The organism is Bacillus sp. AP8 (assembly GCF_000321185.1).
Taxonomy (GTDB): domain Bacteria; phylum Bacillota; class Bacilli; order Bacillales; family DSM-1321; genus Bacillus_AD; species Bacillus_AD massilioanorexius.
Window position 1 is genome coordinate 151,369 of the sequence record NZ_CAPG01000034.1, and the last position, 22,610, is coordinate 173,978.

At 32.6% G+C, this 22,610-nt stretch carries 20 protein-coding genes; 9 read left to right on the plus strand and 11 right to left on the minus strand.

What is annotated here, in order from left to right:
* Positions 1 to 40 precede the first annotated feature (40 nt).
* The 4 genes from BN349_RS08805 to BN349_RS08820 all read left to right on the plus strand — a co-directional run bounded on the left by BN349_RS08805 (position 41) and on the right by BN349_RS08820 (position 5,824).
* A complete protein-coding gene (locus BN349_RS08805) occupies positions 41 to 1,951 on the plus strand; it encodes a heavy metal translocating P-type ATPase (RefSeq protein WP_019241926.1) in 1,911 nt (636 codons plus the stop codon).
* 318 nt (positions 1,952 to 2,269) lie between these two features.
* Positions 2,270 to 3,514 carry a tyrosine-type recombinase/integrase gene (locus BN349_RS08810; protein ID WP_019241927.1) on the plus strand — a complete coding sequence of 415 codons (1,245 nt, stop codon included), beginning with the start codon at positions 2,270 to 2,272 and terminating at the stop codon, positions 3,512 to 3,514.
* Positions 3,501 to 5,381, plus strand: a complete 1,881-nt coding sequence (locus BN349_RS08815) for a tyrosine-type recombinase/integrase (protein WP_019241928.1) — start codon at positions 3,501 to 3,503, stop codon at positions 5,379 to 5,381. The genes BN349_RS08810 and BN349_RS08815 overlap by 14 nt, the downstream gene beginning before the upstream one ends.
* The gene (locus tag BN349_RS08820; protein WP_019241929.1) at positions 5,381 to 5,824 is read left to right on the plus strand and encodes a DUF6262 family protein; all 444 of its coding nucleotides are present in this window, start codon (positions 5,381 to 5,383) and stop codon (positions 5,822 to 5,824) included. The genes BN349_RS08815 and BN349_RS08820 overlap by 1 nt, the downstream gene beginning before the upstream one ends.
* A 344-nt stretch (positions 5,825 to 6,168) precedes the next feature.
* Here the strand turns inward: BN349_RS08820 and BN349_RS08825 are convergent, their stop codons facing one another.
* The 4 genes from BN349_RS08825 to BN349_RS08840 all read right to left on the minus strand — a co-directional run bounded on the left by BN349_RS08825 (position 6,169) and on the right by BN349_RS08840 (position 8,551).
* A complete protein-coding gene (locus tag BN349_RS08825; protein ID WP_019241930.1) occupies positions 6,169 to 6,819 on the minus strand; it encodes a CPBP family intramembrane glutamic endopeptidase in 651 nt (216 codons plus the stop codon).
* Positions 6,820 to 7,047: 228 nt separating this feature from the next.
* Positions 7,048 to 7,236: a hypothetical protein gene (locus BN349_RS08830; protein WP_019241931.1), complete on the minus strand. Its 189-nt coding sequence runs from the start codon at positions 7,234 to 7,236 to the stop codon at positions 7,048 to 7,050.
* A 233-nt stretch (positions 7,237 to 7,469) separates the two neighbouring features.
* Positions 7,470 to 7,955 (minus strand): NUDIX hydrolase, encoded by a 486-nt coding sequence (locus BN349_RS08835; RefSeq protein WP_019241932.1) that lies wholly within the window; start codon positions 7,953 to 7,955, stop codon positions 7,470 to 7,472.
* Between the two features lie 362 nt (positions 7,956 to 8,317).
* Positions 8,318 to 8,551 (minus strand): glutaredoxin family protein, encoded by a 234-nt coding sequence (locus tag BN349_RS08840; protein WP_019241933.1) that lies wholly within the window; start codon positions 8,549 to 8,551, stop codon positions 8,318 to 8,320.
* Between the two features lie 569 nt (positions 8,552 to 9,120).
* On the opposite strand from BN349_RS08840, the gene BN349_RS23670 reads away from it, so the two are divergent.
* The 3 genes from BN349_RS23670 (at position 9,121) to BN349_RS08860 (ending at position 11,555) form a co-directional block, all read left to right on the plus strand.
* A complete protein-coding gene (locus BN349_RS23670) occupies positions 9,121 to 9,735 on the plus strand; it encodes a hypothetical protein (protein ID WP_019241935.1) in 615 nt (204 codons plus the stop codon).
* A 745-nt stretch (positions 9,736 to 10,480) separates the two neighbouring features.
* Positions 10,481 to 10,750, plus strand: coding sequence for a DUF4176 domain-containing protein (locus tag BN349_RS25875; protein WP_026089247.1), 270 nt, complete (start codon positions 10,481 to 10,483; stop codon positions 10,748 to 10,750).
* Positions 10,751 to 10,838: 88 nt separating this feature from the next.
* Positions 10,839 to 11,555, plus strand: a complete 717-nt coding sequence (locus BN349_RS08860; protein ID WP_019241937.1) for a hypothetical protein — start codon at positions 10,839 to 10,841, stop codon at positions 11,553 to 11,555.
* A 216-nt stretch (positions 11,556 to 11,771) separates the two neighbouring features.
* Here BN349_RS08860 and BN349_RS08865 read toward each other — a convergent pair whose 3' ends face one another.
* The gene (locus BN349_RS08865; protein ID WP_019241938.1) at positions 11,772 to 12,644 is read right to left on the minus strand and encodes a 5'-3' exonuclease; all 873 of its coding nucleotides are present in this window, start codon (positions 12,642 to 12,644) and stop codon (positions 11,772 to 11,774) included.
* Between the two features lie 293 nt (positions 12,645 to 12,937).
* Between BN349_RS08865 and BN349_RS23675 the strand changes: the two genes are divergently transcribed.
* Positions 12,938 to 13,687 carry an FTR1 family iron permease gene (locus tag BN349_RS23675; protein ID WP_269719696.1) on the plus strand — a complete coding sequence of 250 codons (750 nt, stop codon included), beginning with the start codon at positions 12,938 to 12,940 and terminating at the stop codon, positions 13,685 to 13,687.
* A gap of 433 nt (positions 13,688 to 14,120) precedes the next feature.
* On the opposite strand, the gene BN349_RS08875 is transcribed toward BN349_RS23675, so the two are convergent.
* From BN349_RS08875 to BN349_RS08890, 4 genes are all read right to left on the minus strand, one after another.
* Positions 14,121 to 14,414 carry a DUF2653 family protein gene (locus BN349_RS08875; protein ID WP_019241940.1) on the minus strand — a complete coding sequence of 98 codons (294 nt, stop codon included), beginning with the start codon at positions 14,412 to 14,414 and terminating at the stop codon, positions 14,121 to 14,123.
* Positions 14,402 to 14,863 (minus strand): hypothetical protein, encoded by a 462-nt coding sequence (locus tag BN349_RS08880; RefSeq protein ID WP_019241941.1) that lies wholly within the window; start codon positions 14,861 to 14,863, stop codon positions 14,402 to 14,404. The genes BN349_RS08875 and BN349_RS08880 overlap by 13 nt, the downstream gene beginning before the upstream one ends.
* 296 nt (positions 14,864 to 15,159) lie before the next feature.
* The gene (locus BN349_RS08885) at positions 15,160 to 15,993 is read right to left on the minus strand and encodes a sulfurtransferase (protein ID WP_019241942.1); all 834 of its coding nucleotides are present in this window, start codon (positions 15,991 to 15,993) and stop codon (positions 15,160 to 15,162) included.
* A 25-nt stretch (positions 15,994 to 16,018) separates the two neighbouring features.
* Positions 16,019 to 19,684: a dynamin family protein gene (locus tag BN349_RS08890; protein ID WP_019241943.1), complete on the minus strand. Its 3,666-nt coding sequence runs from the start codon at positions 19,682 to 19,684 to the stop codon at positions 16,019 to 16,021.
* Positions 19,685 to 20,169: 485 nt separating this feature from the next.
* On the opposite strand from BN349_RS08890, the gene BN349_RS08900 reads away from it, so the two are divergent.
* Positions 20,170 to 20,619, plus strand: a complete 450-nt coding sequence (locus BN349_RS08900; protein WP_019241945.1) for a chemotaxis protein CheX — start codon at positions 20,170 to 20,172, stop codon at positions 20,617 to 20,619.
* A 128-nt stretch (positions 20,620 to 20,747) separates the two neighbouring features.
* On the opposite strand, the gene BN349_RS08905 is transcribed toward BN349_RS08900, so the two are convergent.
* Both BN349_RS08905 and BN349_RS23680 read right to left on the minus strand, forming a co-directional pair.
* A complete protein-coding gene (locus BN349_RS08905; protein WP_019241946.1) occupies positions 20,748 to 21,293 on the minus strand; it encodes a GDYXXLXY domain-containing protein in 546 nt (181 codons plus the stop codon).
* Positions 21,274 to 22,362, minus strand: a complete 1,089-nt coding sequence (locus BN349_RS23680; RefSeq protein ID WP_019241947.1) for a DUF2157 domain-containing protein — start codon at positions 22,360 to 22,362, stop codon at positions 21,274 to 21,276. Before BN349_RS23680 ends, BN349_RS08905 begins: the two co-directional genes overlap by 20 nt.
* Positions 22,363 to 22,610: the final 248 nt, after the last annotated feature.

Below are 22,610 nucleotides of genomic sequence, written 5' to 3' on the forward strand. Positions count from 1 at the left end.
ATGAAAAGCATTCACTAATCTACGAAGGACGGGAGAGAAAATGACAAACGAACATCAAAGTAACACTAATACATTTATATTGAAAATGAAACCTCATATTGAATTAATTGCTGCTATTTGCAGTGGTATTCTAATTTTAGCTGGATGGCTATTAGACAAATATGAGTATTCTACAGCTTCCGTAGTTATTTACATTCTTGCATTTATTATTGGAGGATATGCAAAAGCTAAGGAAGGGATCACTGAGACGATTCACTACAAACAGCTGAATGTTGAAATATTAATGATTTTAGCTGCTTTAGGATCTGCTATCATTGGGTATTGGACAGAAGGTGCTATATTAATTTTTATTTTTGCACTTAGTGGTGCTCTAGAAACATACACCATGAATAAAAGTCATAAAGAGATATCCGCTTTGATGGACTTACAACCAGAGGAAGCTACCGTTATTGATGATAATGGGAATGAAATGATAAAAGCAGTTGCTGACTTAAACATTGGGGATCATATATTAATTAAAGCTGGTGAGCGTGTCCCATCAGATGGAATGATCATAAAAGGTACGACTAACATTGATGAGGCAGCTATTACAGGTGAATCTATTCCTGTTGGTAAGAAAGTAAATGATGAAGTTTTCGCTGGTACAGTTAATTTAAGAGGAACAATTATTGTTCAATTAACAAAGCCACAAGAAGAAACTTTATTTCAAAAAATCATTTTATTGGTTCAGTCTGCTCAAAGTGAAAAGTCACCATCTCAGCAGTTCATTGAAAAATTTGAAGGTACTTATGTAAAGGTTGTATTAATAGCAGTAGCCTTAATGATGTTCCTCCCTCATTATTTATTAGATTGGAGTTGGAACGAGACTTTTTATCGTGCGATGGTATTACTTGTTGTAGCATCACCTTGCGCTTTAGCTGCATCCATTATGCCAGCAACTCTTTCAGCAATTTCAAATGGTGCTAGACACGGAATCTTATTTAAAGGCGGCGTCCACCTCGAAAATTTGGGTAATTTAAAAGCGATAGCGCTCGATAAAACGGGTACATTAACAAAAGGTAAGCCTGAAGTAACGGATGTGTTATTTAGAGATGACTGTACAAAGGAACAATTTTTACAGCATGTAGCATCTGTTGAAAAGTATTCAAATCACCCATTAGCTCAGTCAATTGTAAAATATGCTAGTGAGAATAGCTCATTGCCTCTGATTCATCCTGATTCCTCTGAGGATATATCAGGCTTTGGAGCAACAGCTGTATTACACGGTCATGTGTGGAAGGTTGGAAAAGCAGATTTTGTAGGCAGAGAGGAAGCATATGAATTTCAAAATGGAATCGCTAGTAAATTAGCTTCCGAAGGAAAAACAACAGTATATGCAAGCGATGAAAAAGGAATCGTTGGATTAATAACGTTAAAAGATGTTGTCCGTCAAGAAACGGTTGATGCTATTGATCAATTGAAATCTGAAGGTGTGTATACTTTCATGTTGACTGGTGATAGTACACCTACCGCACAAGCTATAGCAAAAGAAAGCCATATTGATGGTTTCATTGCCGAATGCTTACCTGAAACAAAAGTAGAAGAAATTAAAAAGCTAGGAGAGAAATATGGTACAGTTGCTATGGTTGGTGATGGGATTAATGATGCTCCTGCCCTTGCCACTGCATCGATTGGAATCGCGATGGGTGAAGGAACTGACGTAGCACTTGAAACAGCAGATGTTGTTTTAATGAAAAATAATTTAGCGCTAATCGCAGACGCTGTTGTATTATCACGAAGAATGAATAGAATAATTAAACAAAATGTTATCTTTTCCATTACAGTTATCATCTTGTTAATTTGCTCTAACTTTCTTCAAGTTTTAAACCTACCTTATGGAGTTATCGGTCACGAAGGTAGTACGATTCTAGTTATCTTAAATGGCTTGAGACTACTAAGAACTAGAAAATAGTTTTGACACCCTGTTTACAACTACGATCCAGATAGTAACGTAAAAGACCTCTACCATATTTAAAGATATATTAGATATAGGGGTAAGGATGGTAAGGAATGATATTCCTACTGTCCTTTTTTTATGTATATGTACAGATTAGTTATACATAGTAATTTAAGTTAATATATGATATTATATTATTAGAACATTAGTTCTATATTGAATATTGTTTCTTTAGGGGACATAGCCTCGGTCCGAGGTAGGACACCGCAGAACGATAGTTCGAGGACCTTATCTAAAAATAAATGCTTAGCTTAGTAAAAGGGTGTGATCTATATGTCTAAGATACAACAAACACCAATAGATAAATGGCGTGCAAAGATATCTATTAGGAAAGCAATAACAGACAACGGGATTATGTATTATTTAATGGATGAAGACCTTAACTTCATACCATTGGTAAAAGACTACCTCAATATGATACAAGCAGGAGCTGTGCAAGAAGTATCTCCTAATACAGTTAAAACATACTGTTATCATCTATGGTACTTCATTGTATTTTTAAAAATTAAGCGATTAGACATTTTGGATTTAGATGGGAGACCGCAGATATTAACAGACTTTAAACTATGGCTTAAGAATCCTTATAGATTTTATGAGAATGTAGAATCGTTTAATTTTGAATTTGAAGAAGAGGATGAGTATGAGGATAATAACATCAAAACTACAACTGTCAACGCAATAATCGATAGGGTAAGTTCGTTATTTTTATGGCTTAAAGCTAGTGGAAAAATAAACGATAATCCTGTTGTTTATCGCAGTGTTATGCGAACAAGTGCGATGAAAGATAAAGATATGTTAGCTCACACTCGAAAAAGTCGGACTGTTATGAAAAATATTCTTAAATCTAAGGTCCCTCAGGAAATACCTAAAACGATAAATCAAAAAGATTTCAAGAAGTTCTTGGATTCGGTCAATCTCTTGCGAGATAAGATTATCCTCCTTGTTCTAAAAGAAGGTGGTTTAAGGTCAGGAGAACTATTGGGTATCAAGCTTGAAGACATTGACTATGGAGAACAAGGTATTTGGGTACGCTTTAGACCTGACAATGAAAATAATTCAAGAGCAAAAGCTGGTTATGGTAGAGATCGATTTGTCCATCTCCCAACTGATCTTATGGTATTGATAGATAGATATATTAGCAGCGATTGGGTAAACAGTGACCCGGATAATGATTTCTTGTTTGTCGTAGTTAACAGTAACAGACCGCAGGAAAACGGAAAGCCGATGAAGAAATCTACGCTTTCTTCTACCGTTCGTAATTACAGCAAAAAAACAGGAATTCGTTTGAATACTCATAAATTGAGACACACACACGTTACTGAATTAGCAAAAGAATATATCAATAAAGGTGAACCTATCAATTGGAAGTACATTCAAGAAAGAATAGGACACAAAGATGTGACGACTACAATGCAAATATACGCTCATTTAAACGCAGAAGACCATAAAAAAGAATACAACCGAATGAACGACTATAAAGAAGAAAAGCGTAAGGAGAGAGAGAATGCCGAAAAGTAATGCAGCTAAAGTTGATCAAACGAATATAGAGAATCTAAAGAGCAAGGCAACCGTCACTCCCTTCCCAGTTGACGTTGTAGATACCTCTTGGATGACAAAGGCCCAAAAGAGATACTTTGAAGTGCTGAAACAGCCTGAGAATCGAGATAAAAAGTATGATGAATTGCCTGCCTTAGCAGGATACAAATCCTCTGCTACTTGGTATAAAGCAATCAAAGACGAACGATTTATTCAATTACTTGAAAATATGGGCGTTCAAGTAAAACACATTGAAGATGCCTACCCTACCCACTACGAGGTTGAGTATATCAAGAATCCTAAAGAACGAGAAGAATATCTCACTAGAGATGTTTGGGATATGAGAAGATTGTTTAAAGATTATCCAAAGCATATTTCGCCTAATTATTTTATTGTTAATTTTACGAAAATAGAGAATGTTCACCTACGCCAAGTAATAAAGAGGTATTTTATAAATATGCTTGGAAACCTGAGTGCCAGAACATTCCAGGGTAGGTTAGACTACTTGTCTTCTTTTTTTAAAAGATTACACGAAAAGTTCCCAAATCTTAAATCTCTTAAAGAGTTAGATAGACAAAATCACATTGAAAAAGTGTTGCCGGATATATACGAATTATCTAATCATCAAGCGATTCAGATTATATCAGCAACCCGTTCAATGCTTCAGTATATGTATGCTAACAAATGGCCCGATGGACCCAAAACAGATGCTTTATTGATTAGTTACGATTCACCTAAAAAAGAAGAGACATTACCAAGGCCCATTCCTCCTCATATTAAGGTGCAATTGGATGATTACTTAGAAAATACGATTATCCCCTTATTAGAAGATGGAGAGGATACACCAATCATACCGCCAACCTATTGGGACTTAATATTAATTTTAAGGAACACAGGAAGACGGTTTGAAGATATGGCTCACTTGATTGCAGATGGCAGTGATATCGATTGTTTAAGATACGACTTGGATGGTGATCCGCAACTTTATGTTGACCATCGAATCGCAAAAATACCAAAAGATATCATTGTCCCCTGTGCTCATATGAAAGACTCGGAAGGTAGAAATATTGTCGAAAGAGCTATTTTGCGTCAGAAGGAACGAGTTAAATACTTGCCCTCTACTAAATCGGATAAACAAAAATATCTTTTCAGAAATATTGTTGGCTATGATAAAGATAATAAGCCGATTACAGAGACAGTAAAATACAAAAAGTTTATTAACAGAATTTTACCCAAAGTAAGTGCTCAAATTCCGTTAGCAAACTTTGGAGCTGAATCTGGAGATATTTATAAGATAACAGCTCATCAGTTCAGACATACAGTAGCAACCGAAATGATCGATGCCGGAGTGGATATTTATGCAGTGAAGAACTTTTTAGGGCACTCATCGGTCGCAATGACTGAAAAGTATATTAAGGTCTACCAACAACGCTTAAAGAAAGAGTTTAAAGAAAAACTTCTTAAATCTGATGCGAAAGCAATCAAAGATAACCTTCCGGAGCAAGAAGAAATATTCGGTGATAATAAATGGGTTAAAAATACGATTATCGCCATCTTTGATCAAGGTGATGGGTGTTGTGAGCATCCATATAAAATGCCCTCCTGCCCTCATCAGGTGGCTTGTAAAACCTGCATTAAGAAAAAGATACTACCAAGGCATAAAAACGCTGTAAAAGACACGATAGATGCCTTTTCAACGCATTTAAACCAAGCTAAACAAATCGGACTCTCTGAAAAGATAGAGGAGTTTCAAAAAGTGGTTGATTTTTATGAAACTGCTTTAGAAATCATTGAAAAAGGCGAGACATTCGATGCGGCCAAACATTTTTATACGGGTGGTGTTCACTAATGGCTAACTTGAATCCGAACACAGCGAAAATGGTTGAAGCAAAGAAACAAGAAAGTGAATTGAAAAAACAAGCTGTTTTAGCAGCCTTAAAGGAGCTAACGCTCCTTGATGACCCCGTAAACAATCCTGTTTCTAAGGCTGAAATATGCCGTAAAGCCGGGGTGAGTAAAACATTCTTATACTCTTATCGGGAAGAACTTATAAAGCCGATTGACGAAGCAATTAAGAAACAAAATCAAAAGTTAAAAGTTATCACTAAAAAACAGACTTTCAGTGAAAGTTCAAAAGACAAACTCATTGAATCACTAAAACGAAGATTAGTTGCATTAGAAGCAGAAAACAAAAAACTAAAAAAAGATAATGCTATCTTACTTGGAAAACTTGCAAATGATAGATTTAGAAACGAACAAATCAATATATCGGACGATGAATTTCCATTCTAATAAAAAGGTTCTGTTCGTATATATTGTCGTTAATAACTCAATAAAAAAGAGGCAACTTTCACTGCCTCTTTTGTTCAACTAACGCACCCGTTTGTTTAAGTGTATTTATTCACAAATTTAATTTAGTTTATTAATAAAAAAGTGATTCCTTATTATGAAGAATCACTCCCTTTATATTACTGATTAGCTATTCATATTCCTCGTGCACGACTATTTAAACCCTTTTCAATATAATCTAAAAGAATAAATTGCACCGACTAATAATACAATCCCTTGAAGTAGGATAAAGAACTGACGGGAATAAGGGTCATCAGATAATCCAAACAAAAGATTTTGAAGATAAATTACGATACATTTCCTATATTTTTTATACCCTTTTTGGAGTAATAGACTGAAAGTAAATTAAACTCTATATGTAAAAATAGAGAAAAAACAATTGATAGTGAATAATCTGCAATCATACCAAATATGATTCCCCCAAAAAATGCGAACAGCATAAATTTTATGCTAGTCTGATTAAAACTGTAATATTGCAAGTGAGCTATAGCGAATAAAAAGGAAGATATTAGGATGGGTACCGTAACGGGTATGTTTAATATTTCAAAATAAGAGTATTTTGGGAATGAATTATTAAGAATTGGTATAATCATTCCTCTGAAAATTATTTCTTCAAAAACAGGATACATAATTATAAAGTTTAAGATATTCTTTTTCCCACTTGGCTTATATCCTGAGTATTGCGAAATGAAAACAATCGTTATCGTGGCAATCAAGAATAAGAGAAAAATTGGTTTGTAGTGAATAGGAAAACGAAAAACGTAATTATCTTCATAAAAATAAATAATTAATGTCAGAAATGTTCCCCATAAATAAAAAATCTCATTTTCTATTTTTTGGTACAACGTTCTTCTAATAATAATTCTAACTGTAATATGAACAATTTTATATGAAAAAGCCAATAAAACAGCAAGTACCAAAGCAATAAGGTAGCTCATATTGATTTATCACCCCATTTCAATATTTCATTTATTCGAGAAATAATTTCTGATTCTTCAATACATAGTTCGTTAATTTTAATAAAAAATTATAGTGTTTATCCTAATAATTCTATGACAAACACTTCTATTCCTTCTTTCACTAACCTGCACCGTTTGTCCAATAAGGACATCAATATAAAAGCGTCAATCCTTATTGGATCAACGCCCCAGTTAGCTCTATAAGAACTAAATATACTTTGCACTAATTACGAAGTAGATTGCACAAGATATGATAATGAAAATAGCGAAGAAGATTAACTTTTGGATATTTGTCCATCCTTTCATCCAGCCCCATCTTTTTCTATCTTTATCGAACATAAAGACATCAACAATCACTACTAAAATAATAATAATTAGAGTTGCTAATAGCCCCACAAAAACACATCCTCATAGAATATTTTTCCTTATTTTAACATATTTCTTATTGAACTATCCTGCTTCGTTAGTGGAAGAAGTATATTTGAAAAAGTAACAATATCTATGAACAGATCCATAAAAAAGAGCCTGTATCTTAGATTACTAAGTAATAAAAGATATAGGCTCTTTTTATCAAGCCCTCACGGGCTCAATATATATTTAAGAATATTGGAGGTCTTTTTTATGTAAGGTTATTGTGTCGCAAAACCAAGTATTTCTTGATAAAGATGATTCCACTCATGATGATATAAGGACACATCTATAGGATTAATAAGCATACGCTGATGAGATTCATATTTAGCCTCGAATGGGTGAAGGAATTTTATATTCTTTTTATAGAATGCTTGAATTCCAATTTTAGGATAACAACCATTGGTATTCCACAATTGATTTTCACTATGGTCAACAATGATATATCCCAATAATTCACTATCACCTTCTACATATGATTCTTCGAATACTTCCCTAGTTAAGCAATCTTCTGGCGTTTCATTTTTTTCAATATGGCCTCCTGGTAAATCCCAACCTCTATGCTTTACATCCACTAACAGTAGTTGCTTATTGTAAAAACACAGTCCGTGTACACTTGTGATACGAAAGTTTTGAGGAAGGTGTTTACTCTTTTTCCAGGTCAATTTAATCTTTGCTTCGTTCCAATTTACATATATTGTCGTCAATGACACCCCTCCTTGATTATATGAATCTTTTCTTTTGATGTTTTCATTATGATAAGTGAAAAAACATCAATTTCTTAATATAATATGTAAAATCTAATAAATACCGCTTTTTATTATCTATAAAAATAAAGGTGGTTTTCGTAAACTTTTCTGTCATAAAAAAGGAGTTGAGTACAGGCTGTGATTTTCGCTATTAAAACTCTTTTTCCACAAGACACGCCCAGAATCTTCTGGCGAAATCACCTGTCTCTCCGTTTTAGCTGGAATCTTTCTTCTTGTTCCCCCATGAACCTTTATATATTGATATTATTCACAATTTTTTAAGAAGCTAAAAAAAGAGAATCCGATACTGGATTCTCTTTTTAATCATTTATCGCATTCATTATAGCATCTGGCTTATACCCTACTACCCATTTTCCATTGACTTCTGTTTGAGGTATTCCCATTTGGCCAGATGACATAATTAGCTTCTGTACGATATCTGGTTTTTCATCAACATTTATCTCTTTAAATTCAATGTTTTGATCACGCAAAAAATTTTTCAATATGACACAATACACACACTTATTAGATGAATACACCGTTACATCATTCAAACTCTCTCCTCCTTCTCCTCTTTAGATCATTTAAAGAAAATATCCGATTTGTGACGAATTCACTTTATACCTATATGGGTATATTAATATAATAAAAATAATCCGTCAAAAAATCTGTTTTTCTACATTCATATCGAATTTTTTGAATTACTTAAGTGAAAAGAGCATATGTATGAATACCTATTTATCATGTAAATACCTAATCAAACACATTTCACGACATACTTTTATCCTAAATTACTTATCATTCATTATTTAATTCTTATGCTTATTTTACTATTTTCCCTTACCTCTCTTTAATAAAAAAATATCCCCATGATAAAATTGTAACAATTGGAAATATTTGATTTATATTAAAGAGGTGTTAAAGTGTGTTTCATTCTTCTCTTTCCGCTTTAAAAAAGGAACTCGAAAAAAAACAAGAAGAACTTCGGCGTCTCATCGAAACATATGACGAACTAAAAGGTTTAAACTCTGAATGACAACATTATTTCTACTCAAAAATCCATTTCTTCCTTGAAAGAAGCAGACGATTTGCTTTCTTCATCAATGAAAACTGGAGGCTAATTATGAAAATTGACGCAACAGCACCAATTTCATCTGTTGGGAATACATTTGGTACGGTATCTGAAGGTATTGCTTTAACTGAAACAGCTAATAAAGTTTTTAATCATTGTGCCGCTATAACTAGGAAAAAAGATCATTTCCTGGTAAAAAACGGTCATGTATTGGGCCTTAAAGGAGAAAAATATTACGACAATTACATTAAATCCCAATTAAACATCGGTAATAATCCCAATATTGCAACATATGTAAAACCTTCTGCTGCAGTTACAAGTGCTTTTAAAACGAAAACAGGGATACTTGGTATTAGTATAACCGCTGGAGAAAATGCTTATAAAAACTATCAATCTAATGCATCGACTTCAAAAATTCTAGGAGATGCTGCCGTAGATGTTGGTTTGGGGGCTGTATCATTGGCAGGTGGAGCTGTTACTGTTGCATTTGTTACAAGTTTAGGTGCTCCATTAATTGGTGCAGCTGTCGCGGGCTTTTTGATATCTACAGCTGCAGTATATATTATAGAGGGCTTTAAAGCTGGAAAAAACGAAAAGAACCTTTCTGAAACACTAAAAGATGGAATTCAAAAAGGGGTAAATACGGTGGCAGGCTGGTTTAAATAAAGTTTTCTCAGATAAAAATTCTACTAAAGGCGGTTTAACTATGCTTAAATTAGGCGATGAGGTAAAACGAAGAAACTTACCTGATCATATTCAAGAAGGTTTACAACCTTTTTCTACATTTCAGATTAAATTTTTAGTAGGTTTTCCAACATTTTTTTTACTAGATTTATTGATTATAATGCCTCTTTTGTTTCCAACTATAAAATTAGTTTTATACATAACCATTCCTTTAATGATATTTATAAGTTTTTGGGCATTATGGATCCTGATTAGAAAACCAGAAAATACAGAAATGGAATCACTTTTATTTTTAGGTTATTTGGGTGTAGTTGGTTCCTTTTGTTATTTTGTACTTGCCATGAAGTATAATTATATGATTGGCATTCAATCACCCTACTATTATGTTTTAATGTTCTTTCTTTACTTAACTATTATTTATCTTTTTATAAAAAACGAAATAAAAAAATATTCATCTTTAGAAAGAGAAACCAAGAAAAAAACACCGGCTTGGCATTATAGTGTAGCTGTCATTGCACCTGGCGCCGGTTATGTTTTTGCACAGTACCTTATGAGACAATCTTCCTTTCATGTCCTATCAGTTATGTCATTAATTTTCTGGGGAATTTCAGTTATCTTTATTTTCGTGTTGGCAAGGGGCTTTCATAAATACTTTTTCATCAAAAAAAATATTCATCTTGTATATTTTGCAAATAAAGAACTAAATCAAAAAAGGCAGGTCATTAATGTGAACGAGTACTTATTACCAAATGGCTCTATTATCTTGTTAAATGGTGGAAATATCAAACTGATGATTTACGGTAGAAAACAAACGTTAATTACAGAAGATGAGCGCAATGGGAAAATGTATGATTATCTTGCTGTGCCATATCCTGAAGGCTATATTTCTCCAGAATATACATATGTGTTTAACCATCAAGATATTGCTGAGATAATTTTTACAGGCTACATTAATGAAGAAGAAAATGATTTTCAGAATGTACTTAATAATGCTTGATGAATGGTGAGACTTTTATTTACTAAAAATCCTTAGCTTTAAATGTATAGCTGAGGATTTTTAATAAGCGTAAAAAAGGTGGTTCTTTATGCTTAAATTAAGTAACAACATGAAACGTAGAGATTTACCTGATCATATTCAAGAAGGTTTACAACCTTTCTCTATATTTCAAATAAAATTTTTAGTTGGTTTCCCTACATTTTTCTTACTGGATTTATTAATATTAATGCCAATTCTGTTTCCAACTATCAAATTGGTGTTATATATTACTATACCCTTAATGACTTTTATTAGCCTTTGGGCTTTATGGCTTCTCATTAGAAAACCAGAAGATACAGAAATGGAGTCACTATTGTTTTTAGGATGCTTAGGTATTGTGGGTTCTTTATGCTATTTTGTACTTGCGATGAAATATAATTATATGATTGGTATTAGTTCACCAATCTATTACGTAATTATGTTCTTACTTTACTTAATATTTATTTATTACTTTATAAGAAATGAACTAAAGAAGTATTCATCATTATTCCAAAAAAATCATAAAAAAACACCAGCTTGGCGTTATAGTGTGGCGGTAATTGCACCAGGAGCTGGATATATTTTTGCACAATATTTAATGAGTTTATCGTCTTTTCTTGTTCTTTCCGTAATGTCAGTTCTCTTTTGGATTATGTCAGCGGCTTTTATTTTTCTTTTAGCGAGAGCTTTTCACAAATACTTTTTCATCAAAAAAAACATCCATCTTGTTGTATTCACAAAGAAAGAACTAAATCAAAAACACAAATCAAAAAAGGCAGATCTTTAAAGTAAACGAGAACTTAAAACCAAACGGCTCTATTATCTTGTTAAACTCAAGTAGAAACTGATTTTCAGAATGTATTTAAAAATGATTGATTAATTGTGATACTTTTTTAAACCTAAACCTAATGCTACATTATTAGAAAAGCCTCAGCACTTTTGTGGTGCTGAGGTTTCTTTTGGAATATAATATGTCGGACGTTCATGCCATATTCATTGTCATTTATTTAAAACGTGAATATAATCCCTTTAGTTCATGCTCTTTTAGCATGTCCATAACTTTTTCCACATTATACTCAAATAATGTATCTTCCATATTAAATATTAATGGTACATCGCATTTTATCGTTGCTAATTGTCTGGAAAGATGTAGCATTTCTAATGAGTCATTAATCTTTGTTCTTTGTCCAGCTGCCAGTAATGATAAATTATCTAATATTCCATCAATCGTTTGGTGCTGTTGTAAAAGCTTAATAGCTGTTTTCTCACCAATCCCTTTTACACCTGGATAGTTATCAGCTGTATCTCCCATTAAGCCCTTTAAATCAATCATTTGATTAGGATAGATACCCTTCCATTCAAATAATGATTGTTCATTATGAACTTCGTAATTACCATAACCCTTCTTTAATAAGGTAACAGATATGTTTTCATCAATTAATTGAAGTATATCTTGATCTCCAGTTAATATATTTACCTTGTAGCTAGTACCTATTTCTTTAGCAATCGTACCGATACAATCATCTGCTTCATATCCTTCTAGTCCGATATTAGGAATATCGAAAGCTGTAACCACTTCTTTTACTAAATCAAATTGGGGTAACAGCTCTACAGGAGGTGCACTTCGATTGCTTTTATAATCTACAAACATTTCTGAACGAAAAGTTTTACTCCCCATGTCCCAACAAACGGCTACATGTTGCGGTGCAAAATGATCAGACGCCATTAATAAATGCTTTAAAAAGCCTTGTACACCATTTGTTGGAATACCCTTTGAATTAATCATGAACTGACCAGTCATCGCTGTAGCATAAAAAGCACGAAATAATAAAGCCATCCCATCTACTAACATAATACTCGATTTATCATTATCCACTATATTCACCTCAGAAAAATACTATTTTTCCATTGTAACACAGCTTTATGTATAAGCTCCTATTCTAATAGAAAAATAACTACACATCTTACAAATAGCCATAAAAAACACCCCTCTATCAAATAAGGGGCGTATTTGTATAATCAATCAAAGCAATAATGGATTTTTTGATAACCTCTACGCATTTCTATGATCTGTTTTCTAATCGTATCCACTGTGTCTCTATCTTCCAAAACATTTACTATATGGTCCGCTAAGAAGACAGTGATTATACATTTTGGGATTCAGCTCTGATTTTATTACGTGAAGGATTAGAAGCACTTCTTATTATTATGGTACTTGTATCCTTTCTAAAAAAGTCCAATCAACAGCAAATGGCACGTTGGATTTATATAGGCGCCGGGATAGGAATTCTTTTTTCTATTTTCGCTGCAGTTGCCTTATCAGTACTTTTCAATTCATTGTCTATGAACACAAGTCGCGAAATGCTAGAAGGATATGTTGGTCTAGCTGCTGCACTAATGATGATTGGTGTTGGATTATGGCTTCACAATAAGTCTAGTGTTACATCATGGAATGCTTATTTATCAAAGCAAATGGGAAATGCTATTTCCAAGCAATCTGTTCTTGCAATGGCATTCATATCCTTCTTGTCGGTATTCCGTGAAGGTGCAAAAACCATTCTTTTTTATGTAGGGGTTGCACCAAATATGCCTACATTTGACTTTATACTTGGTATTATACTTGCTCTATTGATTCTTTCTATTGTGGCAGTTCTACTTATAAAATTGACGATTCGTATTCCTATTCATAAATTTTTCTTTGTAGCTACGATTTTTATCTATTTATTGACGTTCAAAATAATAGGTACAAGCATTCATACATTGCAACTTACGAATGTCTTGCCAACGAATGTCATGGATCATTTACCAGTGATAAGTGAAATTGGTTTCTATCCTACTATTGAAACCCTCTTGGGACAGTCGATATTAATCTTAATTTGTATTACTGTGATTGTAAAACAAAAATTGAAAAAGAAATAAGTGAACGAACTAGGCGTCTAAAAAGTAATTAACTAACACTTTTTAGACGCCTTTCATTCTTCTTATCCGTTCTTCTACATAATGTACATCAAAATATAATGTCTGTTTAGGTAAACATACATAAGTATGATTCTTAAAATACTCTTGCTTAAAACGTTTGCCTCAAAAACAAATATTATTTGTTTTTCGATATATTAGAACTATTGGACGTTCTTCCATATAAATTCCTTTGTTCTTTTCTATCTTCAAGTCCTGATAAAATCAGTTAAAATGCAAATGTGTACACATCTCCTTTTCTATCTTGTTTCTCCAATTCAAGTATAAGAAAAGTTGAGTTTGTGTTCTTTTTTTGGTCTTTTTTAGTGGCCACTAACATTTAGTATAGAACAAAAAAAGAAAATCTACTTGATGTAGACTTTCTTTTTTATCGAAATTATTGATTTACGTAGGCAATGATTCCTTCATCATCATCTAAAACCAATTCAATTCCTGAATATGGATTTCCATTTAATTCACGCGAGATATAGAAGCGGATCGCTTCAATTAAATCTCTATGAGCAAGAATCTGGCTACGTCCATTAAAGTAAACTTCTGCAGAAAAACCATATGCTTCATCATCATACATTAATTCTACTTCAATTTCTTCAGGAGACATACTTTTTTGATCAGCCATATATAAGCAAACTGAATCTATAATATCCTGTTCAAAAATAATTAATTTCTCCATGCTCTGTCTTCCTCATCTTTACGCTTGTTTTTAATTAACAAGTAAATTTTACGAATAATCATAATGACCGCAACTATTGCGATTACGTTAATTAATAAACCTAAAACCGCTCCTAAAGGTCCCATACCTGAAAGTAATCCGCCAAGTAGTAAACCAGCTAGTCCACCAAATAGCATTCCTTTCATAAATCCACCTTTTTTATTTGTAGCAGCTGTATTTGTTTGTTTTTTATCAGTTGTGTTTTTATTTGTTACAGCGTTATTTTGAGTATCATTTTTCTTTGTGTTTTGAAAATTAGATTTGTTGCTACCACCAAAACCTCTTTTACCGGATTTGTAAGATTTTGCACTAGCGTATTGATCATGATCTTGAAATACAAAATTCCCTACCGGTGTAAAAGTAAACGCTATTGAAAGCGTAAGTACTGCTGCCAAAATCTTTTTCATCATTCTTTCTTTTCCCCCATTAACTTTAGTAGTTATTTTGAAATGATATACTTTATATCCTAACACGTATTTCTACGATTGAAATAGTAGAAGGTTTCATTTTTTTATAAAAAAGTTCGAAACCACTCTTTCCTTACTTTATCTATATCATCAAAGAAATATTCCAATTAGGGCATCCCTTCTCCTTATAACCCATATTTTTTAGTAGTAAAATAGCAAAACTGCCCTTGAAAAAATTTGAAAGGTGGAACAAATAATCGGTGAAAAATATCTTTTCCCACCGATTATCCTATACATTTTTATTCTATTACTTTGTCTACTGGATTATTTGGATACGAAACCCAATCACTATAGCTTCCTATATACACTTTAACATTAGAAAAGCCCGCTTGCTTTAGAGCAACATAGTTTGGAGTGGCAGTTACTCCTGAACCACAATATACTATGATTTCTTTTTCACGATTCAACTCTTGAAAGCGAGATAATTGTTGTTCTTTCCCTAAAAAATGCCCGTTTTTGATACCCTCAGTCCATGGTCGATTAATTGCTCCAGGAATATGCCCTGGCTTTTTATCGATTGGTTCCTCAAATCCGGCATATCGCTTATACTCCCTTGAATCAATTAAAACGGTCTTGCTATCATTTGACTCAGAAACGGCTTTTACTTCTTCATAGGAAGCTAATATGTTTGGTTGTATATGAAGCGTATATTCACTCTTTGTAAAAGCAGGCACTTTTGTATCAAGAGGATAGCCCTCTTTCTGCCAGCCATTAAATCCACCATTTAACACATAAGCCTTTTCATGTCCAATATATTTCAGCATCCATAACAGTCGAGAAGCAAAAGACATTTCTCCAGTATCATAAGCAACAATAATACTTGTATTTGTTATCCCTGCAAGCTCTAGCTTTTCTTTAAAAACAGAAAGGTTCGGAAGTGGATGTCTCCCCCCATGTTCCAAAACAGAAGAAGATAAATCTTCTTCTAAATGAAAATAAAGACTATTTGGAATGTGGTTTTCATCATAAAGCTGTCTTCCTAACTTAGGGTTTTGTAATTGAAAACGACAGTCAATAACGCGAACATCCGATTCCTTATAATGCTCCAATAACCACTCTTTTTCAACGATCATGTGTGCACACTCTCCTATAGAAAATTTAAAACATTTGCTGTAATGATTGTTCCTTTTCTTTATAATAATCCACATCTACATTTTCTTGAAGGACAGAAATATAGCTTTCGTACACATCATCTAATTCTTTCTCCACATGTTTTTTCATCCTATCTAACTCATCTAAGAGAAGCTTGCCATAATATTGTTTTGCTGTTGCTCCTTCAGCATTTAGGTATACTTGAGCGGGTGTTTTAAGAGCCGTTTGAAGCCCTTCTGCCATTTTTTGTTTATCATTCTTTTCAAAGAATGATTTTGTATTTTTAAATAAGGAAAGCTCCTTCTTGAAATCCTGACTATCCATTTCTTGAAAAGTCTTATTGTATTCAGGAACCTCATATTGACCTATTGAATAATCGCCTATTTCTACTGAATTCCATGTTTTCGAAATTAATTTTCCAAAGAATTGTTTTTTATCAAGTACAACACTTCTTAAGAAACGATCAAGACGAAGTGAAGTAGCTCGCATTTCCTGTTCAAAATCAAATCCAACAGCATCTAATAATTCTCGTAGAGCCTTTTTCAATGCTCCTTTTAGATCTCTACCATCATCTTTAATGACCGCTGGGTTAAATGACTCTTTAAAAAAGTCTGCAAATCGTAAAAAGACTCGTTGATGTATATAATGCAATAATTCATCAGCCTCTTTATTCATTCTTTGTTCTTCTACAGTGAATGCACTGTTACCTATTTGATCTTTTAATTCTTTATATTCTTTTTGTAGTTGTAACAAGCGTTCTTTCTTTTCCTCACTTGATGATGTTGCTGCAGCTATTATTTCGCGTAATAAGCTAAGCGCTCTTTGGATAGCAGCTTGTGCAGAAGTACATGATAAATCTACTAGTTCATGCTGTATGAAATAAGAGAAAGCTTGTTGGAAATTTTTCATTCCACTGTCCTGTAAAAATGTATGTTTAAAAAGATAATCTTCTTTTTGCTCATTAAGTGCTTCTTTACTTGATAATGGGAAAAGTCTTGGGAAACGAATTCCAAAGCCCTCTAATTGACCTTTAATGTAAGTCGTAACCTCTAGTAATTCATCTTCATTTTGAGCCAAATCAATCGCATTGCAAATAAAGAACATTTTATCCATTGAGAAAGAATCTTTTACACGCCCTAATTGAATTAAAAATTCACGGTCTGCTTTAGCAAAAGGATGATTATAATACGTTACAAAAAGAATAGCATCACTATTTTTTATATAATGGAAAGCAGCGTTTGTATGTCTAGCATTAATCGAATCCGCACCTGGTGTATCAACTAGAACTATTCCTTTTCTAGTTAATTCGCAATCAAAATAAAGAGAGATTTCATCGACGAAGCATGATTTAGATTCATCGGCTGCAAATTGAGTAAATTCTTCATATTCTACAATAAAGCTTTGGCCTAATTGATTTTTTAATGACTCATATCCCTTATAAAAAGCTAGAATGAAAGATAAATGTGCTTTTTCTTTTCCTACTACTGTAGTAGCTTTTTCCTGAACATTTTCACCGAATCGATAAGCATCCTCTAGACTGTCCGGTGAAAAATTCAATGCTTTACAAGCAATTTTCACATCTTCTAGCAACATTTCTGCTGTTTTCAATTGAATCTTTGCTGTACGGTGCTCTTGAGAAGCACCTGGTGCCATAACTTTATTAATAACTGCTGTAGTAGGATTTGGTGATACTGGAAGTACTTTTTCACCAAATAAAGCATTAGCAAAAGATGATTTCCCTGCACTGAAAGCCCCAAACAGAGCAATAGTATATGTTTGATTTTGCATTCTTTCGGCTTTTTCTTTCAATTCCTGAACTACACTAGTAAATCCATTAACCTCCTTTAGTAATTCAGCAGACGTTTGAAGTTTCTTACTCCATTTCTCAAGACCATCTTTACCTTCTAATTCAGTTATCGTTACATTTTGATCATCATTAACAATAAAATCTTTTGAGTCATTTAATTCTATCGTTTTTTTCATCTCAACTGTAATCTGTTTATTCTTCTCGTCCTGATGGATTTGGGAAAGAATTGTTGTATATTTTGCCTCATCTTGCTCCTTCTCTAATGAAAGTATTGCTTCGAGCTTCATTTGTCTTTCTTCTCGATCTTTTGCTACTTTCTGTAAAAGACTTTGTGCTTCTCCCACTTGTCTAATTTCTTCAGTTTCTTTTTCAAGATTAGACAATCTTTCATCCTGGTCGATTTTTATTGCTTCTTTTAATGATTGTAAGAATTCTAACATTTGTTTTTTTGCGATATTTTTTATAAAATCTGATACTTTCTCACTAAATATTAAGACATACTTTCCAGAAATATCACTTTGTTTAGAAATGATATTTTTAATATCGTCTTTCGTAAATGATATACTCATTTCCTGAGCCAGAAATTCTAATGACGAATCACTCACACCTGCTTGTTTTACACTTTGACTAGCAAATTCTTTAATATGCCATTCTAATTGAGTTTTCGTTCTATTTTCTAATTCGGACATTAATGCCTGTTCACGAGCTGCTTTTTCTGCTTCAGTTTTGTTTTTAGAAAACAAAAGTCCAACTTTAAATTGTTCCTGCTGAGATTCTAAGTACGATTTTATTAAATCTCGACTTTCTGCCGAAAGTAAGTATGCATTTTTTAATAACTCATCTAAGTCATCTGTTCTTTTTAAATAAAAAGTTTCAGGGAATGATAACATCTGTTGTTTACTTAATGTGTATTCTTCTAACTTTTTCATTATTTCTGATAATTCATCATCTTTATACTGTGATAAAGTGGTATGCGCATGATCAATTTCTTCAGCATACTCTTCTTGTAAAAAATGTATATGATCATTGGCTAATTGTTTTGCAGAAGTTATAATCGACTTCTGTAAATGTTCTCTTTCAAAAGCAATTTTTTCATGTATAAATTGTTTCACTACTTCAATTTCATTATCTTCTATTTCAAAATTTCTTAATGAAGTATAGAAGATTCCTTCTGGTGAAATATTCCATTGTGCAAATGCATTTGCAACCGAATCTTTGAACTGTCCAAAACTTAGTTCACTTTCATCATGTTTATCAATTTGATTAATAATTAAGTATAATTTCTTTCCAGCCTCATTCATCTTTTTAGCAAATAAAAAATTTTCTTGAGATTGTACATGATTATAATCCATTACATACAAAACAATATCTGCTAAGTGTAATGTAGACTCTGTTGATACACGATGAGCGTCGTCAGTTGAATCAATACCTGGTGTATCTAAAACAGCACAATCCTTTGGTAAAGGAAAATGATCAGAGTAAATATCTATCGCTCTTATTTGCTCTCCTTCTTTACAATATGCTTTGATATCTTTCATATCATGTGAGCCTTCGAATACTGTATACGTTCCATCAAAGAAATGCACTTTAACTGCTTCTTTTCCTTGTTTAACCTTTACAATATTCGCGCTGGTTGGCACTGGACTTGAGGGTAAAATTTGACTACCCATTAGATAATTGATCATGCTCGACTTTCCAGCAGAAAAATGTCCACAAAAAGCTAGCTGAACTTCATGTTCTTCAGCTTTTTTTATCAATTGCTTCATCTTATTACTATTTTCTTCATCCTTATTTTGTACGAATGTTTGATACAATCCCGCTAACGACATTAACATTCTTGTATGATTCGTTGCTGTTTTAATCATTGAACCATTCCCCTTGTTTCCCTATTATTTTCTATTATTGTAAAACATTTTTGCTTTCTTTCCTACAATAATGCAAAAAACCAGGTAAGAATTTACCTGGCCTAGATTAGTAGTTAATGCTTTGTTTGATTTTTATTTTACAACATGTGTTGATTTAGCAACATTTCTTAAAACATGTACCATTACGAATGAGTATACTGAAACCGTACCAATTACAAAAAGTGAAACCATTGCAATCACCCTTCCATACGTCTCCGTTGAGAACGATTATCGTTATCTTTATACTATCAAAAACGAGAATCATTATCAATGACAATTTTGAAAATATTTTTTAAACAATTCGAAACAAATCATGACAGATTTGTTTATAAAGACTTACAATTTTAAAAAAATTGTGTTTTAATGTAATTTGTTTTATTTTTATCTAGTAGTTTAGTCTTATATTTTGCTATTATATGAATAAGAATACATTCGGAGGCATAATTATGGCGATTAATACTTATTCCGCTACTTTATTAAAAGGAACTATAGAGTCAGTTAAATCCATTATTCCGGATTCACTTGATATTATGAAACCATCTATTATTCAACAATCTTTGCTACTTGTAAAACTTGGTGTTTTAATTGAGTTATCAGGTACGATAAATGGTCGCATCATTATTGATGGTAATGAAAGTACCTTTAGCAATATTGGAGAAGTCATGTATGGAATGAGCCTACAAGGAGAACTGTTAGAGTCCTTTACTGGTGAGCTTGGTAATATGATTGCAGGTAATTTAGCAACCATAGCCGCAATTGAAGGGATTCAAATGGATATAACACCTCCAGCTTTACTCAATAATTACTCACACAAATTTCACTTTAACTCAGCTTTGTCAGTTCCTCTGTATTTTGCGACCGTTGGAAGCTTTACGATTATTTTAATGTTAGAATAACTTTCAATCGTTCTGTATAGACATCTTTTTCTAAGTTAAATCTCGTGCATTGGCAATTGACATCAAAAAAAGTGAAACGTAAGATCCGTTTCACTTATCGTATGCTATTTAAGAACCATGACATGATTCTACTGCAATTCCTTAATTAAGCCATATCCATTAGCTAGCTTAATAACCACCTTTACATCCCCTGTTTGCGATTGCTTTTCAATCTTTTCACCCGTATTTTCTTCAATATAATAACGATCTATTCCATAATCTATGTGATAATAGGGGAGTTCAGTACTATAATGATAAGCTGGTATCTTTCCTTTAATATACAATCCCTTTTCTGGTTTTTTTAATAATACTTGATCAACCTCATAAACATCTTCTTTTTTCGTTAATAATGTATAAACTTTTATCTGCTTGGTTGGTCCCCAAAAATGGTCATCTTGATTTTTCCTCAACTCATGTACTACTTCACTGCTGACTTTTTCAGCAGAAACTTCGCTAATTTCCAAATTTAAAGTAACATAATCTCCATAAAAAAGATCAGTAGGATCAAGCGGTAATGTCTTTAAAACAATTGTTTCACCGTACAATGAGGAAAAAATAGGTTTAACGATCATTCCTAATAGAATGAGAAGAGGAACGAATAAAGTAATCAAAAATTTAAAAAGGCTTGATTTCATGGTTATGTCCCTCTCCTCTCCTACTTCTTTCAAACCAAAATCCGAATAATAGCAATATAATTCCACCTACTATGAAAAAAAGACTCTTCGGTAAGAAATCATATGAAAAATCAATATAAAATCTAAATATTAACGAGCATAAAAGTAAGATAGATATTATATTTCCTTGCCTTACTAGCCAAATAATAAACAGTCCATACAATATAGCAAATGTAATAGCTATTACTTCTGCAGTATCATGTAAGAACACTAAATTCCAAACACCTGCAAACGTAAGAGATATTCCATAAACACCGTGCAGAAGGTGGCCAAACACTTTAAAACTACGTATATAGGCTCCCGTTCCTGCTAAACTCATGACTAAACCACTTACAAATAAAAGAAGTATGATAAATAGTTGGTTCACGTTAAAAAACCATAACTGTGAATGTATGAAATGAACAAGTAAAGCTGAATTGAGCAAGAAAATAGCAGAAGATTTAGATAATAATTTATGATTTATTACATAAACAAAAGGAATCGTCAATAATAACAAGTAAGGATACTGCCCTTGAATATAAATTTCAGTGCTATATAAAAATAACAATAAAATCGAAAACACTATAATGGCTTTATCTTTAATAAAGCATCCTAATGGGAGAATTCCAATTGCCCACAACAAAAATCCAGTATATATTTCTCCACCAAGATGAAAAGTTTGACCAATAAGAAATATACCAGATCCGTATAAAAAGCCTCCTATATAGTATAAACTTCTTGACGTTTTAGGGAGGGCTTTCTCTGTTTTCCATGCAGTAAAATAAAAAACAATAATTCCAACAAATATCATTACAAACTTTGTCATATTTGAAAGTACTGACCAATTAGAAGCAATAAAGCTCAACAAACCTACACCTACTAATATAGCACCGACCCATAATAATGTATGAACTGTACTATTATCATTTCTCGATTCGATTACATAATAATCTTCAAGTGGTCCAACTTCTATTTTGGCATTATTGTTTTTTAAATAATCTAATTCATTTTCTAAAAATTTCTTTTGAGTATTTGTTATCCTTTTCTTCAAATAACCGTTCCTCCTATTCAATACAGATTTTACCACCTATATTTAGAATAGCATACTCAGACCAGATAATCAGTTGCTTTTAGTCTACTCTTAGATTGTACGTTTAATCTTTTTTATACTGTGAAGAAGCTTGTACGGAAATAACAATAGCTTGAAATTCATTATTTCCACAGGCTTCACATATTACTTCATCAGTTATTCTTTTACAATGTTTACAATATTTTTTTTCCATATTTAATCAGTCCTTT

Bases quoted from the DNA above. Each gene is read 5' to 3' on its own strand.
- BN349_RS08805 (WP_019241926.1), top strand. From the start codon at position 41: ATGACAAACGAACATCAAAGTAACACTAATACATTTATATTGAAAATG.
- BN349_RS08810 (WP_019241927.1), top strand. From the start codon at position 2,270: ATGTCTAAGATACAACAAACACCAATAGATAAATGGCGTGCAAAGATA.
- BN349_RS08815 (WP_019241928.1), top strand. From the start codon at position 3,501: ATGCCGAAAAGTAATGCAGCTAAAGTTGATCAAACGAATATAGAGAAT.
- BN349_RS08820 (WP_019241929.1), top strand. From the start codon at position 5,381: ATGGCTAACTTGAATCCGAACACAGCGAAAATGGTTGAAGCAAAGAAA.
- BN349_RS08825 (WP_019241930.1), bottom strand. From the start codon at position 6,819: ATGAGCTACCTTATTGCTTTGGTACTTGCTGTTTTATTGGCTTTTTCA.
- BN349_RS23670 (WP_019241935.1), top strand. From the start codon at position 9,121: ATGAAAATTGACGCAACAGCACCAATTTCATCTGTTGGGAATACATTT.
- BN349_RS08860 (WP_019241937.1), top strand. From the start codon at position 10,839: ATGCTTAAATTAAGTAACAACATGAAACGTAGAGATTTACCTGATCAT.
- BN349_RS08875 (WP_019241940.1), bottom strand. From the start codon at position 14,414: ATGGAGAAATTAATTATTTTTGAACAGGATATTATAGATTCAGTTTGC.
- BN349_RS08880 (WP_019241941.1), bottom strand. From the start codon at position 14,863: ATGATGAAAAAGATTTTGGCAGCAGTACTTACGCTTTCAATAGCGTTT.
- BN349_RS08885 (WP_019241942.1), bottom strand. From the start codon at position 15,993: ATGATCGTTGAAAAAGAGTGGTTATTGGAGCATTATAAGGAATCGGAT.
- BN349_RS08890 (WP_019241943.1), bottom strand. From the start codon at position 19,684: ATGATTAAAACAGCAACGAATCATACAAGAATGTTAATGTCGTTAGCG.
- BN349_RS08900 (WP_019241945.1), top strand. From the start codon at position 20,170: ATGGCGATTAATACTTATTCCGCTACTTTATTAAAAGGAACTATAGAG.
- BN349_RS08905 (WP_019241946.1), bottom strand. From the start codon at position 21,293: ATGAAATCAAGCCTTTTTAAATTTTTGATTACTTTATTCGTTCCTCTT.